A 15384-nucleotide genomic window follows, 5' to 3' on the forward strand; every position below is an offset into this window, starting at 1 on the left:
GGCCGGCTGATGACCGTGACCGCAACACATGTCCGGATCAAAGGCCTTGTGCAGGGCGTTGGCTTCCGACCCTTCGTCTGGCATCTGGCACGGGAAGAAGGCCTTACCGGTCATGTTCTCAATGATGCGGACGGTGTGCTCGCGGAAATCTTCGGTGCAGCTGACCGGCAACAACGGTTTTTGGAGCGGCTCCGATGCGAAGCGCCGCCGCTTTCTGAAATTGTGAGCGTCGAAACAGCAGTTCTTGCTGGGCCCTTTAGTCCGCCGCCGCAAGACTTTCAAATTGTCGAGAGCGTTGAAGGTCCTGCCACCACCGGCATTGTCCCGGATGCGGCAACCTGCCCTGCCTGCGTTGCCGACATCTTTGATCCGGCCAACCGGCGCCACGGCTATGCCTTTACCAATTGCACCCATTGCGGGCCGCGTCTCTCCATCGTGACATCCATTCCCTATGACCGGGCCAGCACCTCGATGGCCGCGTTCAAAATGTGCCCGGAGTGCCAGAGCGAATATGACGATCCGGCGGACCGGCGGTTCCATGCGCAGCCCAATGCCTGTCCGGCCTGCGGCCCGCAGCTCTGGGCCGAAGCCGAAGGAACGCGGATTGAAACGGCCGACCCGATCCGCTGGGCAGCATCCCGGCTGGCGGCAGGTGAGATCATTGCCCTGAAGGGCCTTGGCGGTTTTCATCTGGCCGTCGATGCCACGAATGATGCGGCCGTTGCCCGGCTTCGGGAGAAGAAAAAACGGCCGCACAAGCCGCTTGCGGTGATGGTGCGCGATTTGGAGCAGGCGCGGACGATCTGCCATGTCAGCGATAGGGAAGCGGCGCTGATGGAAGACCGCGCGGCCCCCATTGTCCTACTGAGGTTGCGGGCAAAGTCCGCAGAGAAGCCAGCCCTTTCCGGACACCTTGCGCCGGGCCTTGATCAATGCGGCCTCATGCTGCCGGCAACGCCGCTGCATCATCTTCTGATTGCAGCGGTTCCGGGCCCGCTTGTCATGACTTCCGGCAATCGCTCGGAAGATCCGCAAGTCATCACCAACGAGGATGCGCGACGCAATCTTGGGCAGATTGCCGACGGATTCCTCATGCATGACCGGGAGATCGTCAACCGGCTGGATGACAGTGTGATGCGCGCAGATCGAGGCGGGCCGGTGATCCTGCGCCGGGCAAGAGGCCATGCCCCTGCGCCACTGGCGCTGAACAACGGTTTTCAAACATGCCCTTCGGTGCTTGCCATGGGCGGTGAACTCAAATCAACGTTCTGCCAGCTGAGGCAAGCAAGCGCCGTCGTGTCCCAGCACATGGGCGATCTGGAGAGCAGACCGGTTCTGGAGGACTATGAAAAGACCCTCACCCTCTACCGGCAGCTTTACGATTTTGAACCGGACCGCATCGCAGTCGATCTCCATCCCGATTTTGTCTCGACACAAGCCGGACGGCGGCTGGCGGCGGACCTGCACATTCCGCTGATCGAGGTCCAGCATCATCATGCGCATCTTGCCGCTTGCATGGCTGAACACGGCCTGCCGCCGGACAGCGATCCGGTGCTTGGCGTTGTTCTGGACGGTTCGGGTCTCGGCAGTGACGGTACGATCTGGGGCGGAGAATTTCTTTTTGGCGGTTACAAGGGCTTTGAGCGGGCCGGCCATTTTCTCCCCATTGCTCTGCCCGGCGGGGCAGCTGCGGCTCGCGAGCCCTGGCGCAATCTGGTGGCACATCTGCGGGCGGCGTTTGGTACAGACTGGTCTCCTTCGAGCGCCAGTTCCTCCCTCAGTCCTATTTTTACCGGCAAGACCGTGAGCGTGATCGAGCACTTGATCGACAGCGGCCTCAACACGCCAATGGCCTCCTCTGCAGGACGGCTGTTTGATGCCGTTGCCGCGGCCCTTGGGATTTGCGCCACGCGCCAATCCTATGAAGGCCAGACAGGCGTGTTGCTGGAAGCTCTCGCCCGACCCTATCTTTCGCAAGCGACCGCCTACCCGGTCGACATTTCGAGCGGAACGCCGGGGATGTTGTCCTGGGAGGTGATGTGGGAGGCTTTGTTGGGCGACCTCAAACGTGGAACGGCACCGGGTCTGATTTCCGCCCGGTTTCATTTGGGGCTGATCAAGGCAATCAGCGAGATGGCAACTCACATCGCAGGGGATCGGAATATCAGGACAATCGCGCTCTCGGGCGGCGTCCTGCAAAACGCGATCCTTGCCGGCGGGCTGTACGAACAGCTGAGCGCGCAAGGGTTCGACGTTCTGGTTCCCGGAAAACTGCCCGCCAACGATGGCGGATTGTCGCTTGGTCAAGCAGCGATCGCAGCGGTGACATGATCTCAGGCCGCGCTCCGCTCAATCACACAGCAGGGTTAAACCGGCGCGACAGTTCCGCTATGTGGGAAGGGCTGACCTCACAACATCCTCCAACAATCGTGGCACCCAGATCAATCCAGTCTGCCCCGTGACCCGCATAGACTTCAGGTGTCATATCGGTGCGCGCGGTAAGTTTGGAAACGCTGCTGCCCTTCTTGAGAAATTCAGGTTTGATGGCCGTAAAACCGTTGGCATAAGCACCGGTCTTCAGGCCCGACGGTCCGAGAACGGCCATGCCCCTGGTCACAGCCTCCGGCACCGAACAATTGATCAAAACCGCCTCTGGTCCGAGGTCATTGACAACTTCCACCACCTCTTGCAGCGGCTCACCGGATCGAAGGGCACCCCCATCCCCATCATCCACCGTTAGAGCGATCCAGACCGGTTTGTCATGCCTGAGCGCTGCGGTCAGGGACGCGCGCGCCTGCGCGACCGAGGCGATCGTTTCGATGACAAACAGGTCGACGTGATCTTTTTGAACTCGGCAAATTTCATCATAGAGGTCGATGGATTGGTCTTCTGACGGAGCTCCGTCATGGCTGTACGACCAGCCAAGCGGACCAAGGCAACCTGCCACAAGACCGCTGCCATGCGCGTCCCGGGATTGACAGGCAAGGTCACAGGCAAGGTGGTGCAGCCGCTCGAACTGATCATCCAAGCCGTTGGGCCGCAACCGGTCCCTGTGGAGCGTATAACTGTTGACCGTCGCGACATGCGCGCCGGCTGCAAAAAAGTCGTCATGAATGGCGCGGACGAGATCCGGCCGCTCCATCATCAGCTCACAAGACCAAAGTCCGCTCGGCACCCGCCCGCTGCGGTGAACCAGTTCCTGCCCCATGCCACCATCGAGAATCGTGATGTTGCTCATTCTCGTCCGTTTCCAAATGCCTTGCCTAAAAGCCAGCATTTTTCGGTTTTTGTTTTAAAGGCGCACATACACACGCGGCCAACACCTCCGCGCGGATCCAAGTCTGATCTTATCCGCAGGCGTTGTCCTACGCAGTCGAATATAGATTGGATCGGATGAAAAAAGGCTTTTACCTGTTGGTAGCAAAAAGCCCAGGGCATCTTGTTGACAGGGTTATGCCAACTGGCGATCAAACATTTCGCATGCACCAACAGTTAGCACTCTGCAGCGCAAGAGCTGGTCGTTGTAGCAACCCGGAGCGTAAGTTCATTTTTGAAGGAAAAAAGTGGTGCCCAGAGCCGGAATCGAACCAGCGACACGCGGATTTTCAATCCGCTGCTCTACCAACTGAGCTATCTGGGCGTGCTTTGATGTGGCGGGAGGCATGCCCCGTCCGCCGAAAGCCCGGTCCTTATAGAAGCTCGTTTGTTCCTTGTCCAGCACCCCGGCAAAGTTTTTTCACAACTTGGGAAAATACCTGCCGGAAAACTGCGCATCACTTTCCAAACCCAACGGAAAACCAAAATTTTCAGTCACTTACGGATCATTACAGGCCTGAGGATACGGCGGCCCGCTTTTGCAAAATGCTGCATGAACGCGGACCAAATGCCGTTGTGAGGAGTCCTGTGCCCTCAGGTGAAACAGCCGCTTCTGACTGCAGCCGTCAGTTCATCTCGCCAGCAACGATGCCGCTTGCCGACCAGCTTCCATCTACCGCATTGAAGTTGCCGATAACGCCCTCGTAGTTGGATGACGGGCCGCTGACGATAGAGGTGTTGATGGAGCCCGATCCAACACTGCCGGCCAGATTTCCGGAAAACTGGTTTCCGATATCAACGGCGCGTTCGGTGAGATCTGCTCCAAACGTACGGCCATCGAAATTGGCAATATTGGCAGATCCGGTGCGGCGACCGAAATCGACCGTCATCCGGAAGTCGCCGGCTGCAAGATACTGCGCCCCATTGTTCACAACGCTGCCGGCAGCATGTCCGACGTAGCTTGCACTGCCACTGGTTGGCAGATCGGCGGCATTGGTCACGTCGCCAGCAACCCAGGTCCCGAGATGAAACGCATCTTTCCGGCCATTGGCACCGTCCAGAACACCACCCGTGTCATCATAGGAAAGTTTTGTGCCCCAATAGCCCCATTCCAGAAAGGCACAGGTGCACTCGGTGGTTCCCGCCATGATCGCATCATCTGCGGTCCCGATCAGAGTGTTCGGCACGAAATAGGTGTTGGCATCCTGGGACGGATCCTGCTGCAAGGTGTGTCCCGCATCACTGGCAAGGGCCGACGCGACACTGCTGGCTGCCTGTACCACACCTTCAAGTCCCTCATTCCGAGGCTCGGCCAGACCTGTGTAAGGTCCTGTGCCCCCTCCGCCACCGGTTGGGTATAGGTAAGGATCAGGATTCGGATCTGGTCCTGGACCGGGAACGACAGGCTCCACCGTATCGACCGTTAGGTAGGTCTCTGAATGATCCGACGCATCGCGGGCAGCATAAAGGTCGTTGCCAATAAAGGTGGAGCGATCCGTGCCGGAACCATCGCTGTTGGAACCAAACCGCACCGAGTAAGCCGCAACATCCGGATCCAGGTCCTGACTGTCACGGACGGTCAAACTGCCGCCGAGCGAATACTCAGCGCCATTGAACGTTACGGAAAGGTCAGCAGCGCTCTCGCTGGCAAATACAACCGGACCAACGCCTTGTCCCGGGAAGTTGACGCTGCTCTCCAAAACGCCCGCGGCATAGCCGGACAGTGTCCGGTCACTGCGGGTCAAGATGCTGGCATCGACGGAGCCACTGAGCCGCGCAACATGAAGGCTCGACGAGACCGTCGCCGGTGCTGGAAAGATGTCAGGCTGACTGACATAGCTGTCGTCATAGGCATCATCGAGAGCGCCGCCCGACAGGGAATTACCGAAAACAAAGCTTTGAGCATTGCTGCCAAAGAAATGTCCATCATCAGGCCCGGCGATTGTTCCGACCGGACCGCTGTAAAGCCCCGCGCTCTGGCTGCTTGCAATCCGGTGGCCTCCGCGCCGGTCTGTTTCCATCGAGAGGATGCCACTGGCCTCATCCGCTGCAACCTCTCCAACCGCCAGAGATATAAACGATTTCTGGTTCTCACCCGTCCCGTCAATGTGGAACGACCCGGCCAGATAATGAGCGCTCTCCAGGGTTGCAGGATCGCTTTCGATCATCAGAAGCCCGGTCGAACTGACATCCTGGAGGAAGCTCTCACCAAGCTCCGCGGCCGCCAATGGATTGACGAACAGCGCTTCGGTGATGAGAGGCGTGAAGGTTCGGCCGTTCCCCGCCGTGCCAAGCGAAAAGGCCAGGGTCGGGTCGGTCGCCAGATCATAGATCCGAATGGACGGTGTTCCGCTTGCATCTCCGAAACTTGAAAAATCAGTACCCACTCCACGAACGCCGACCACCATATTTTCAATGTCGAATTTGGTGGTTCCACCGGGCGTGACATTTGGCAGATGCGCGAAGGCCGCAAAGTCTTCGTGATAGTGTTGCACGCCCCACGCGTACGACGTGACGTTTCCTTCAGTTTCTGGGTCGACTGTCGGCGCTACCGGAATGAAGTCAGCCTCACCGAGCTGTGCAACAACATCCTGATCTGTATAGGTCTGGGCATAGTAGTATTGCCCGTCGCCCTCGAAGGCGAACTGATAGATCTTGTTGCCCTCGACCTCCGCTTTGTAAAGGGCTGTCGCAGTGCCGGAGGTGATTTCTCCTACCGTGAAAGTGACCGGCATATCGGTGCCGCTGCTGCCACCAATCAGTCCTTGCGCTCCTGGCGCCAAGACGGTGCGAGTTGTGTCCCAGGATGGTGTGAATTCAACGCCGGCAGTCAGGATCCGCACAACGTCCGTCGTTTCGACAGTCTCCCCACCGGTGTCTCCCGTTCCGCCGGTCGTGTCTCCGCCGTCCCCACCACCTTCGCCCCCGTTAGGGTCATTCCCACCGATAATTTCATCGGCAAGCTGATTGATTGTGCGTTGCTGGGTGTCCTTTTGGACTTGCAACAGGTCGGGTTCGGTCTGTCCGGGTGATCTCGGCTGCACACTTCTTGGTTTGGGCACGGGCGCAGTACGTATGTGACCAAGACGTGAATTGATATTCGGAACACCGGAGCGTGCGATCTGCCGTGCAGTTGGCGGCGTGCGTGTCCCGCCGGACTGACCAGATCCTGCAGTCAGGCCGCTTTGCGCCGAAGCCAGATCGGAAGGCGTTGTCCGCCGCACACCACCAGCCTGACCGCCGGTTCCAACCTGCAGGGAATAGCCTGCAGAATAAATGCGCCGGTTCGTTCCATCTGCGCCTGTGAAGGTCAGCTCGTCTCCAAACAATAGGGAAAAAACCGGATTTCCACCGTTCAAGTTGAGATTGGCCATGCCGCCACGAATGCCAATGGTGCCAACCGGTGTCTTGACCGAAACCCCGCCTTTTTGCTTGCTGACCTTTCCGCCGACAAATCGGACTACGCCCTTGCCGAAGGACGCGACTAGCTTTCCTGTTCCTGCATTCGGATCGTAAACAAATTCGTCAATCACGAGATCGGAGTTTGCTCCGACCGTGAAGGTGGACCCGTCATTCAACAGCACTTGAACGAGGCCTGAGCCGGACGTTTCGATCCGTTCGTTGTAGACCACGTTGTCGCCAAGCAGCTTCACTTGACGGACGGCACCGGGCGGCGTTCCAAATGCATTCGTGTTGACGGCAGCGGCCGTCCCGACAGTCGTTGCTTGCACTGGCCCATTTAGCGCCAAGGTAACGATCGCGGTCGCACACGCTACTGCCCAGCGCTTTGGAGCGGCAGGAGTGAATTTAGATGATGGCATCATGCAATTTCCTCCCGGTCAGAACGCTTTTCGCAGCGAAAACATTGCGGAAACGTTTGAGTAACTGCTGAGGTCATAGTTGGAGTTTTGCCTCCGGACCTCGCCGACGAGCCCCGCCGACACGTTGTATTTGAGCGGAACATTCAGTGCCGCGCGCAGCCATCCCTCATGGTCCCGTTGTTTGACGGCGGCATTCACCAGCGGGTCCGGTTCATCATAGGCGCGGTAGATGTATCCCGCCTCCAGATCAATCGACCATAGATGCGGCAGTTGTTTGACCGGGGATGCGAACTGGTAGGTCGCCCCCACCCCGCCTCCGGCCTCCCAGCTTTGCTGTGACTTGATGCGGGTTTCCTCAAAATCCGCGAGCGCCAGGACCCGCATTTGCAAGCCCTTGGTCAATTGACGCGAGACCTTGGACGCAAACTGCACGAAATATCCGTTCCGGTCGGACACCGTCGGGTACTCGGAGGTGTCGTTGAACCAGCGCTGGCGCCACTCCAGTTTCGCATTTATTTCCGTTTGAATGTCGGGCCGGGCGACCAGCCGGGTTCCAACGCCCAGCGCGCCATTGTAGTTCGCGTGGTTCAGACGGATACCAGAAGCAACTCCGTAAATACCGAGTTGCACATCATCAAAGTTGAAGCGCGCCATGTTGAAGGAGGGACCAAGGGTAATTTCTGCAAGACCAGTGTCGAGCCGAACCTGATCAGCAAAACGCGCGGCATAAAACACCACGTCAGTTTCGATGAGATCCCCTTGGGTTCCAAGATCATAGGACCCGTAGGCGCGGCCAGCGACAAACGCATTGATATCAGCCTGGCCCGTCGCGGTGTCGTCCAGGATAAAGTCCCTGCCGTTCAAGGTGACGCGGCGCCCGCCGGGGGCGGCATTGGCATTGGACTGGTAGCGGGCACCAATTATGACATCCGCGCGAAACTGTGTTGGCTGCTGTTTCGACGCAATTGCGGAAAGATATGTTTCGACACGCTGCTGGACCTCTTCAGGCACATCAGGCGTTTCCAGCGTCGACTGAAAATAGTAGCGCGCCGTTTCAAACGATCCCAGACGGTAATAAAGAACACCCAGTTCCAGCTTCACGCGTGGCAGGTTCGGCGCAAAGATCAGCATGCGTTCAAAAGTTGAGATCGCAGCTTCATAGTCACCGACCATCACGGAGACCGTGGCATATTCGAAGGCGATATCGAGGTCGGCCGGCCGCTCAAGCATTTTTGCCAGAAGCGCGGTTTGCCGTGCCAGCAACGCATCTGCTGACACTTCCGGCTGGCCGCCAATGTCCGCTTCCTGAGCCTCAGCAACAGCAGAGGAAAACAGAAGACCGGCCATTATCACCAGACAAAATATCGTATCAGACGTCAAACGCATCCCTGGGAACCACGTTCAGGTTTTCCAACACCGATTTCAAATTCTTAACAGTGCGTTACCACACGTATATGAGTCCGGACCACAAGTCCAATTAACCTATTGAACGCAACGGCACCTCACTCCCCAAATTCAACAACAAAAACGCCGGCCCTGAGATTCCCCAGAGCCGGCGCGAAAAGTGCCTTAAAACGCCCGACCTTACTTCAATGTGATGCGGTCATCCGTGTAGGCCTTGTAGCTTTTCTTCTCTCCGAGATAGGCAGCTACAACATCCGCGAGATCGGGACCGAAATCGTATGCATTCATGCCGTTGGACTCGAAAATTGCATACCCATCACCGCCGCCACGCATGTAGTTGTTCGACACGATGCCATAGACCTTTTCCGGATCAATTGGCGCAAAGGCATCATTTTCAAGCACCATGACGTCTGAGATGCGCTGACCGGCCGGTTGCGATTTATCGATCGTGTATTTAAGGCCTGCAACTTGAGCGAACCGGCCTGCACCTTCTTCAATCTGACTGGATCCATTTTCAAGAGCCGACACCACATCCGCCCCTTTGAGCTGGAATGTGGCCAGCGTGTTCTGGAACGGCAGAACCGTCAAGACCTCGCCCATGGTGACTTCACCGGCGTCAATTGATGCGCGCAAACCGCCGCCATTCTGGATTGCGATCTGAACTCCCTGATCCTTTACGCGGTCCAGCATGGCTTCGGTCACAAGAACGCCCATTTCGCAGACCTCAGCCCGGCAGACGCTGCGCTCACCGCCGATCGCCGCGGTTGCTTCAGCCACGACTTCATTGCGGATTTCATCCAGCGGCTGCGCCAGCTCTTCGATGCGCGCAATAAACTCTGCATCGGGTTCCACAGACGCATCAAGGAGGATCGGTTCCCCTTCAGCCTTGATCACGTTGCCCTCATCGTCCCAGGTCACAACAAAGTCGCCCAGGAATTTGCTGTAGGCATAGGCCTGAACGATTGGTACATCCTGACCGTCCTGGTTTTTGACCATCACCGGATAGGGACCAGAGGCTCTGTCCTGAGTGTTGGACAGCAATGTGTGCGAGTGCCCTCCGACAATGACGTCGATGCCTGGGACAGCTGCGGCGATTTTCGCGTCCATCGACAGGCCCTCATGGGTCAGCGCGATGATCTTGTTCACCCCGGCTGCTTCCAACTCTGCGACCTGGGCTTTCAGCGATTCAATTGAGTTCTGAAATTTAACGCCGGCACCTGGCGATGAGGTTTCTACCGTATCTTCGGCGAGGCTCGAGACGAAACCGATTTTCTCACCACCGCGTTCCAGCACCAGAGTGCCTGGAATGCGGTCCTTGAGCAGTGGTTCGTTTTCAAGGTCAAGATTACCGGAAATGACCGGGAACTCGACCTTGTCCAGGAAAGCAGCCAGTGCCGACGGGCCATCATCAAATTCATGGTTGCCGACCGCCATGACATCATAGCCGATACCGTTCATGAAATCGGCCGCTGCTGCCCCTTTGTAGGTCGTATAAAAGAGCGAGCCTTGGAACTGATCGCCAGCGTCGACAACGACGAAGTTCTTGCCTTCGTCGGACAACGCGTCGCGGCGCTCATCCACCATGGACTTGATTCGGGCGACACCCCCAAAGCACTTTCCCTCAGATTCGGATTCAGCATCGCAGGTGGAATCGTACTTGTTGATCGATTCAATGCGCGAATGAACATCGTTGGTGTGAAGGATGGTCAGAGAATAATCGGCGAATGCCGCAGTCGACAACGCGGTCGTAAGCGACAGCACTGCGGCGCTCAGAAGTTGGTTTTTCATTTGATACTCGCCCTTGGATAGATTGTTCTTGAGGTCAGGCTTCTTGCCGGACCTTCACCTGCCGTGCCTTCCCAGGATGATCATTCGTACCTGCCCACTCAGCAATGAGCAGACGCCGGAGCCCTTTCCCGAGAGCCGGATCGCTGGTGCCTGGAAATTTTGGTGCAGTTTTATGACAGGAGCAATAGAGGACGTAATGGAATGTGAAAAATATTTTGCCGGATAAATATTTTTGCAGGTTAAGCGTCTAAAAAATCAGACCGCAGCGTTGTCCAGCCTCAGCCGCGATCCGGGTAGTCTTCGTCGTCCAGATCGTCGGTTTCCACGACCGGGATGGAATACCCTTCGGAGAACCACCGGTTCAGATCAATCTTGGCGCAGCGATCGGAGCAGAAAGGGTAATTTTCCGGGGTGGAAAGCTTTGAGCAGATCGGACACGGACGCATCCGGCGCTGCGGTTTTTTGCCGTTTTCTTCGGTCAATGTGGTCCCCTCCTGAAGCGCATTTACCGCTAACGAAACGCACCCGGCACTACGCTCCCGCAGTCGTCCAGTTTGCATGGACTGGGTAGCCTGCCGATTGCAAAAGATTCACGGTTTCCGCCAGCGGCAATCCAACAACAGCTGGGTAGGACCCAACAAGCTTGACGACGAAGCTGCCTGCAAGTCCCTGGATCGCGTAACCGCCTGCTTTACCTCGCCATTCCCCCGAGGAAATGTAGTCATCCACATCCTGGCGGGACAACCGTTTGAACCGGACACGCGTTTCGACGAGCTTCGTCCGTATTTTCCCGTTCGGCTCCGCCACGGCCACGCCGGTGAAAACACGGTGGCCCCGTCCAGACAGCAGAGACAGGCACATCACGGCCTGATCGGTGAGTTCGGCCTTGGGCAATATCCGCCGTCCGACACTGACCACCGTATCTGCGGCCAGCACAACGCCGCCGTTCATGGCATCGGTGTTCTTGGCGACCTCAAGTACGGCCTCGACTTTGGCCCGAGCAAGCCGCAAGGCCAACGCCCGCGGCGTTTCGAACTTCTTCGGGGTCTCGTCGATATCGGCGGGCAGCAGATGATCCGGTTCCAGTCCGACTTGCTGCAGCAGCGCAAGACGGCGCGGCGAAGCGGACGCCAGGATCAACTGAGGGGCATTCGTCATGGATGCACGTGCTTTCCTGCCGGCGCAAGGCGACCTGCCGCTTACTTGAAGCGGTAGGTAATCCGACCCTTGGTCAAGTCATAGGGGGTCATTTCGACAAGAACCTTGTCGCCCGCGAGAACGCGGATACGGTTCTTGCGCATACGTCCAGCCGTATGAGCGATGATCTCGTGATCGTTTTCAAGTTTTACGCGGAACGTCGCATTCGGCAACAGTTCTGTCACGACGCCCGGGAACTCCAGAGCTTCTTCTTTGGCCATTTGATATCCTGATTATGGCGGGCCTTGCCCGCAGGTGCCGCGGAACCTAGCCGATTAGGCTCAGAATGTGAACCATTCTTTCGCATCGGTCCCAAGGCGATGTTTGATGCCGCTTTATCATCCGCTGGGCGGGGGTGTCCAGTTCAACCGTTTCTTGATCCGCATCATCAGCATGTCCCGCACAGCGCGGTATTCATTGAGGATCTGCTCCCGGGACCCGGTTGCCAAGGTTGGATCCATTGTGGGCCAATACTCGACATCTACTGCATCGGTACGGGTCAGATCGAGGGCCCAGTGGTGCGCCTCCGGAGCGAGCGTCACAATCAGATCAAAGCCGCTCTCTTCGAGCTCGAGATAGCTCTTGGGGCGGTGTGCACTCATGTCGACGCCGATCTCCGCCATCACCGCATCCACAAAGGGATCAAGCTTACCGGCCCGCACCCCGGCCGACTTCACATAGATCTGTCCCGGGAAAAGCTTTTGCGTCAACGCTTCGGCCATGGGGGAGCGCACGGAGTTCATTCCGCACGCAAACAGTACCGCCGTCGGACGCAGGTCCGGCCCGGCCACAGACCTTAGCCCTTCCAGTGCAAGGCATAGACGAGGGTGAACAACCTCCGGGCCGTTGCCATGTCCACCTCGATTTTACCGTGAAGGCGCTCCATCAGGATTGTGGAGCCTTCGTTGTGCACACCGCGGCGGCCCATATCGATGGCTTCGATCTGGCTCGGAGTCGCGTGGCGGATCGCTTCATAATAGCTGTCGCAAATGAGATCATAATCCTTGACGATCTTGCGCAAGGGCGTGAGCGATAGAACGTGGGTGACCACCGGCTGCTCATCTTCAGTCAGGATCTGGAAAACGAGTTTCTTTTCGATGACGGAGAGGTTCAAAACGAATTTCGCTACCGGATGCCCGACCGGCTGAAAGCAGTTTTCCTCGATCAGATCGTAGATTGCGACGGCCCGGTCGTGTTCCACTTCCGGCGTGGAGCGGGCGATCGAGGATTCGTCCAGCACCACATCCACCAAACGGCCTCCCGCTGATTGCGCAGAACTTTCCGATTGTGCATCGCTCATGCTGTCAAAGCCTTTCTCAGAACACCCTGCCTACATGTTCAGTCTGATGGAAACAGACCGCGCATGCGCCGACAAGCCCTCCGCTTCACCTAGAGCGATAGCGGCAGGACCAAGTGCACGCAAGTTTTCTGCGTTGCACTTCAGGATTGACGTGCGTTTGACGAACTCCAACACTGACAGACCAGAGGAAAACCGGGCTGATCTTGCTGTTGGCAAGACGTGATTGGACCCGCCCACATAATCACCAATCGCTTCCGGCGTATGATGACCCATGAAAACGGCACCTGCATTGCGCACCTTATCCAACAGCTGCTCCGGGTCTTCAACGGCAAGTTCCAGATGTTCGGGCGCCAGCCGATTCGCAAGCGGCATCGCGTTATCAAGGCTGTCGACCAGGATAATCGCGCCAAAATCCTGCCAGCTGGCACGGGCTACCTCTTCGCGTGGCAGCGTCTTCAGCTGACGCTCAACCGCGCCGGCAACATGATCGGCAAGCTCTGCGTCGTCCGTGATCAAAATGGATTGGGCGACCGGGTCATGCTCAGCCTGGGCCAGCAAGTCGGCAGCAATCCAGTCCGGATTGCTATACTTGTCGGCAATCACCAAAACTTCGGACGGGCCGGCAATCATGTCGATACCAACCGTGCCGAACACACGGCGCTTGGCGGCGGCAACAAAGGCATTGCCAGGCCCGACAATCTTGGCAACCGGCTTGATCGTCTGAGTACCAAATGCCAGGGCTGCTACCGCCTGCGCGCCGCCAATGCGGTAGATCTCGGAAACGCCCGCGATCTTTGCGGCTGCCAGAACAAGCGGGTTCAACACATCATCCGGGCTCGGCACAACCATGACGATGCGCTCGACCCCGGCGACCTTGGCCGGGACGACATTCATCAAGACAGAGCTTGGATAACTTGCCAATCCGCCTGGAACATACACCCCGACCGCCTCGACCGCCGTCCAGCGGGAGCCGAGCTCGACCCCGATCGGATCGGTGTAGCGGTCATCTGCCGGGAGCTGGCGTTTGTGGTGCGAATAAATCCGGTCATGGGCCAATTGCAACGCGTCGAGCGTTTCCGCCGGCACCTCTGTCAACGCCGCCTCGATCTGCTCGGCAGAGACCTTAAGATCCCCCATTTCAACTGCGTTCAAGCGGTCGAATTTGGCAGTGTATTCCAGGACGGCCTGATCGCCGCGCTTACGAACATCTTCAAGAATATCCCGAACGATCTGATCGACGTCCTCTGACGCTTCCCGTTTGCCGGCAAGGAGTTCGGCAAAACGGGCTTCAAAATCAGCGCTGGTATTCGTGAGGCGTAAAACCACGCAACTCTCCATCTTGATTGGCGCTCCCAGCGCCAGCAAATTCTGCGTATTTAGGTAAGGTCATGCTGCGGCAGGTTCGGCGTCGACCAGGCAGCTCCAAGATCAGACAATTGGGCCTCAATGCACTCCACGTCCAGCTGGATGCTCGATCCGCCGGAAAATGCGAGCTCAATCTGACCGTTAGGCGCTTCATCCCCCGCCTTGAACGTGACGGCCAGCAATTCCAGCACCACGTCCTTAGCGTCCTGCTGGATCTTGTGTGCTTTCATGCCGGTCACGCGCGAGACGGCAAAGGCGGACCGGCGGCGCTCATGTTCCTTGGTCCGCTTGTCGGCCTTCTTGTCCCACACAAAGCGGTTCATGATGAACACCGCCCTTTTTTCTTTGGGCAGGTAACGAATATCTGCGATCGTGATCACAGCGTCCTGAACATGGGCGGAAAGGACCTGCAGGTCTTCCTCATCCAAAGCGGCAAGTTTCAATTGATCCATGGTGCTCAAACAAGTGTCCGGTTGTCGTGGTGTCGCAGGTGAGATGTAGGCTTTCCCGCTCCAACTCCAAGCCTGATGACCTATCCGGGATTAAGAAATTTGGCAACAAAGGAACGGCTGTATCATCAAGCCGGCTTGCCGAATTACAGTCCACCCTCAGCGAGAGAGCATCACTGAAACCATTTCAGTTGAAAGTCGCCTCTTCTCATTCCTCACCAATCCTGCAAAATACTCTGGATTTAGATAAGAACGGACGGACCATGCGCCCCACCGCAAAACTCTTCGCCCTTGCCCTGTTGTTGAATACGGCACCAGCTCCTGTAGTTTTTGCCCTTGATCTGACAAAGGCGCTTGGCGAGACGATTTATGTGCCGGCCTATTCCAGGATCTTTTCCTTTCCGGACCGGTCAGAGCTTCTGGCCGCCACCCTCACCGTTCACAATGTCGATCCGCAAAATCCGCTCACCGTGACCAAAGTCGATTATCACGGTGAAGACGGCAAGCTCCTGAAGAGCATCCTGGATGCACCGCTGCGCCTGGAGCCCTTGGGCTCTGCCAGTTTCCTTGTACCCAGCAACGACACCACCGGCGGCGTCGGCGCGAATTTCCTCGTGGAATGGTCGGCAGACCAAGGCGCCTTAAGCCCGTTGACCGAAGCGGTCATGGTGACAGGACCCGGAACCCCGGGCCCATCTTTTACCTCCCGCGGGCGCGTTATCAGCCGCACGGCGGCTGAGTAGTA

The 15384-nt window shown here is 57.5% G+C and carries 13 protein-coding genes and 1 tRNA gene; 2 read left to right on the forward strand and 12 right to left on the reverse strand.

The genetic code is table 11. The features are described from left to right. Positions 1–9: 9 nt before the first annotated feature. Complete coding sequence (gene hypF, locus SADFL11_RS11390) at positions 10–2331, forward strand: carbamoyltransferase HypF (protein WP_008190135.1); 2322 nt, start codon at positions 10–12, stop codon at positions 2329–2331. A 22-nt stretch (positions 2332–2353) separates the two neighbouring features. Here the strand turns inward: hypF and SADFL11_RS11395 are convergent, their stop codons facing one another. The 12 genes from SADFL11_RS11395 to SADFL11_RS11450 all read right to left on the reverse strand — a co-directional run bounded on the left by SADFL11_RS11395 (position 2354) and on the right by SADFL11_RS11450 (position 14642). Beyond that, entirely contained in the window at positions 2354–3238 is an 885-nt protein-coding gene (locus SADFL11_RS11395; protein WP_008192974.1) for a homocysteine S-methyltransferase family protein, read from the reverse strand. A 326-nt stretch (positions 3239–3564) separates the two neighbouring features. Beyond that, positions 3565–3640, reverse strand: a tRNA-Phe gene (locus tag SADFL11_RS11400). 301 nt (positions 3641–3941) lie between these two features. After that, positions 3942–7139 carry a FecR family protein gene (locus SADFL11_RS11405; protein WP_081450566.1) on the reverse strand — a complete coding sequence of 1066 codons (3198 nt, stop codon included), beginning with the start codon at positions 7137–7139 and terminating at the stop codon, positions 3942–3944. 15 nt (positions 7140–7154) lie between these two features. Further along, positions 7155–8522, reverse strand: coding sequence for a tetratricopeptide repeat protein (locus tag SADFL11_RS11410; protein ID WP_134852996.1), 1368 nt, complete (start codon positions 8520–8522; stop codon positions 7155–7157). A 198-nt stretch (positions 8523–8720) separates the two neighbouring features. Then, positions 8721–10328, reverse strand: coding sequence for a bifunctional metallophosphatase/5'-nucleotidase (locus tag SADFL11_RS11415; protein WP_040451666.1), 1608 nt, complete (start codon positions 10326–10328; stop codon positions 8721–8723). Positions 10329–10606: 278 nt separating this feature from the next. Then, complete coding sequence (gene yacG, locus SADFL11_RS11420) at positions 10607–10810, reverse strand: DNA gyrase inhibitor YacG (protein ID WP_008197057.1); 204 nt, start codon at positions 10808–10810, stop codon at positions 10607–10609. Between the two features lie 49 nt (positions 10811–10859). Continuing rightward, a complete protein-coding gene (locus SADFL11_RS11425; RefSeq protein ID WP_008188647.1) occupies positions 10860–11486 on the reverse strand; it encodes a Maf-like protein in 627 nt (208 codons plus the stop codon). Between the two features lie 41 nt (positions 11487–11527). Next, the gene (gene infA / locus SADFL11_RS11430) at positions 11528–11746 is read right to left on the reverse strand and encodes a translation initiation factor IF-1 (RefSeq protein ID WP_006939340.1); all 219 of its coding nucleotides are present in this window, start codon (positions 11744–11746) and stop codon (positions 11528–11530) included. Between the two features lie 117 nt (positions 11747–11863). Then, a complete protein-coding gene (locus SADFL11_RS11435) occupies positions 11864–12316 on the reverse strand; it encodes an arsenate-mycothiol transferase ArsC (RefSeq protein WP_040451664.1) in 453 nt (150 codons plus the stop codon). Between the two features lie 5 nt (positions 12317–12321). Next, positions 12322–12825: a UPF0262 family protein gene (locus SADFL11_RS11440; protein WP_008197378.1), complete on the reverse strand. Its 504-nt coding sequence runs from the start codon at positions 12823–12825 to the stop codon at positions 12322–12324. A 30-nt stretch (positions 12826–12855) separates the two neighbouring features. Then, positions 12856–14151, reverse strand: coding sequence for a histidinol dehydrogenase (hisD, locus tag SADFL11_RS11445; RefSeq protein ID WP_040453047.1), 1296 nt, complete (start codon positions 14149–14151; stop codon positions 12856–12858). A 50-nt stretch (positions 14152–14201) separates the two neighbouring features. Further along, positions 14202–14642 carry a DUF2948 family protein gene (locus SADFL11_RS11450; protein WP_008195940.1) on the reverse strand — a complete coding sequence of 147 codons (441 nt, stop codon included), beginning with the start codon at positions 14640–14642 and terminating at the stop codon, positions 14202–14204. A 260-nt stretch (positions 14643–14902) separates the two neighbouring features. Here SADFL11_RS11450 and SADFL11_RS11455 point away from each other — a divergent pair, with 260 nt between their 5' ends. Further along, positions 14903–15382: a DUF3124 domain-containing protein gene (locus SADFL11_RS11455; protein ID WP_008190771.1), complete on the forward strand. Its 480-nt coding sequence runs from the start codon at positions 14903–14905 to the stop codon at positions 15380–15382. Positions 15383–15384 lie beyond the last annotated feature (2 nt).

The organism is Roseibium alexandrii DFL-11, from assembly GCF_000158095.2.
GTDB lineage: Bacteria > Pseudomonadota > Alphaproteobacteria > Rhizobiales > Stappiaceae > Roseibium > Roseibium alexandrii.

Coding starts and splice junctions, on each gene's coding strand:
- SADFL11_RS11410 (WP_134852996.1), bottom strand. CDS start 8,522: ATGCGTTTGACGTCTGATACGATATTTTGTCTGGTGATAATGGCCGGT.
- SADFL11_RS11415 (WP_040451666.1), bottom strand. CDS start 10,328: ATGAAAAACCAACTTCTGAGCGCCGCAGTGCTGTCGCTTACGACCGCG.
- infA (WP_006939340.1), bottom strand. CDS start 11,746: ATGGCCAAAGAAGAAGCTCTGGAGTTCCCGGGCGTCGTGACAGAACTG.
- SADFL11_RS11440 (WP_008197378.1), bottom strand. CDS start 12,825: ATGAGCGATGCACAATCGGAAAGTTCTGCGCAATCAGCGGGAGGCCGT.
- SADFL11_RS11455 (WP_008190771.1), top strand. CDS start 14,903: ATGCGCCCCACCGCAAAACTCTTCGCCCTTGCCCTGTTGTTGAATACG.
- SADFL11_RS11405 (WP_081450566.1), bottom strand. CDS start 7,139: ATGATGCCATCATCTAAATTCACTCCTGCCGCTCCAAAGCGCTGGGCA.
- SADFL11_RS11425 (WP_008188647.1), bottom strand. CDS start 11,486: ATGACGAATGCCCCTCAGTTGATCCTGGCGTCCGCTTCGCCGCGCCGT.
- SADFL11_RS11450 (WP_008195940.1), bottom strand. CDS start 14,642: ATGGATCAATTGAAACTTGCCGCTTTGGATGAGGAAGACCTGCAGGTC.
- SADFL11_RS11395 (WP_008192974.1), bottom strand. CDS start 3,238: ATGAGCAACATCACGATTCTCGATGGTGGCATGGGGCAGGAACTGGTT.
- hypF (WP_008190135.1), top strand. CDS start 10: ATGACCGTGACCGCAACACATGTCCGGATCAAAGGCCTTGTGCAGGGC.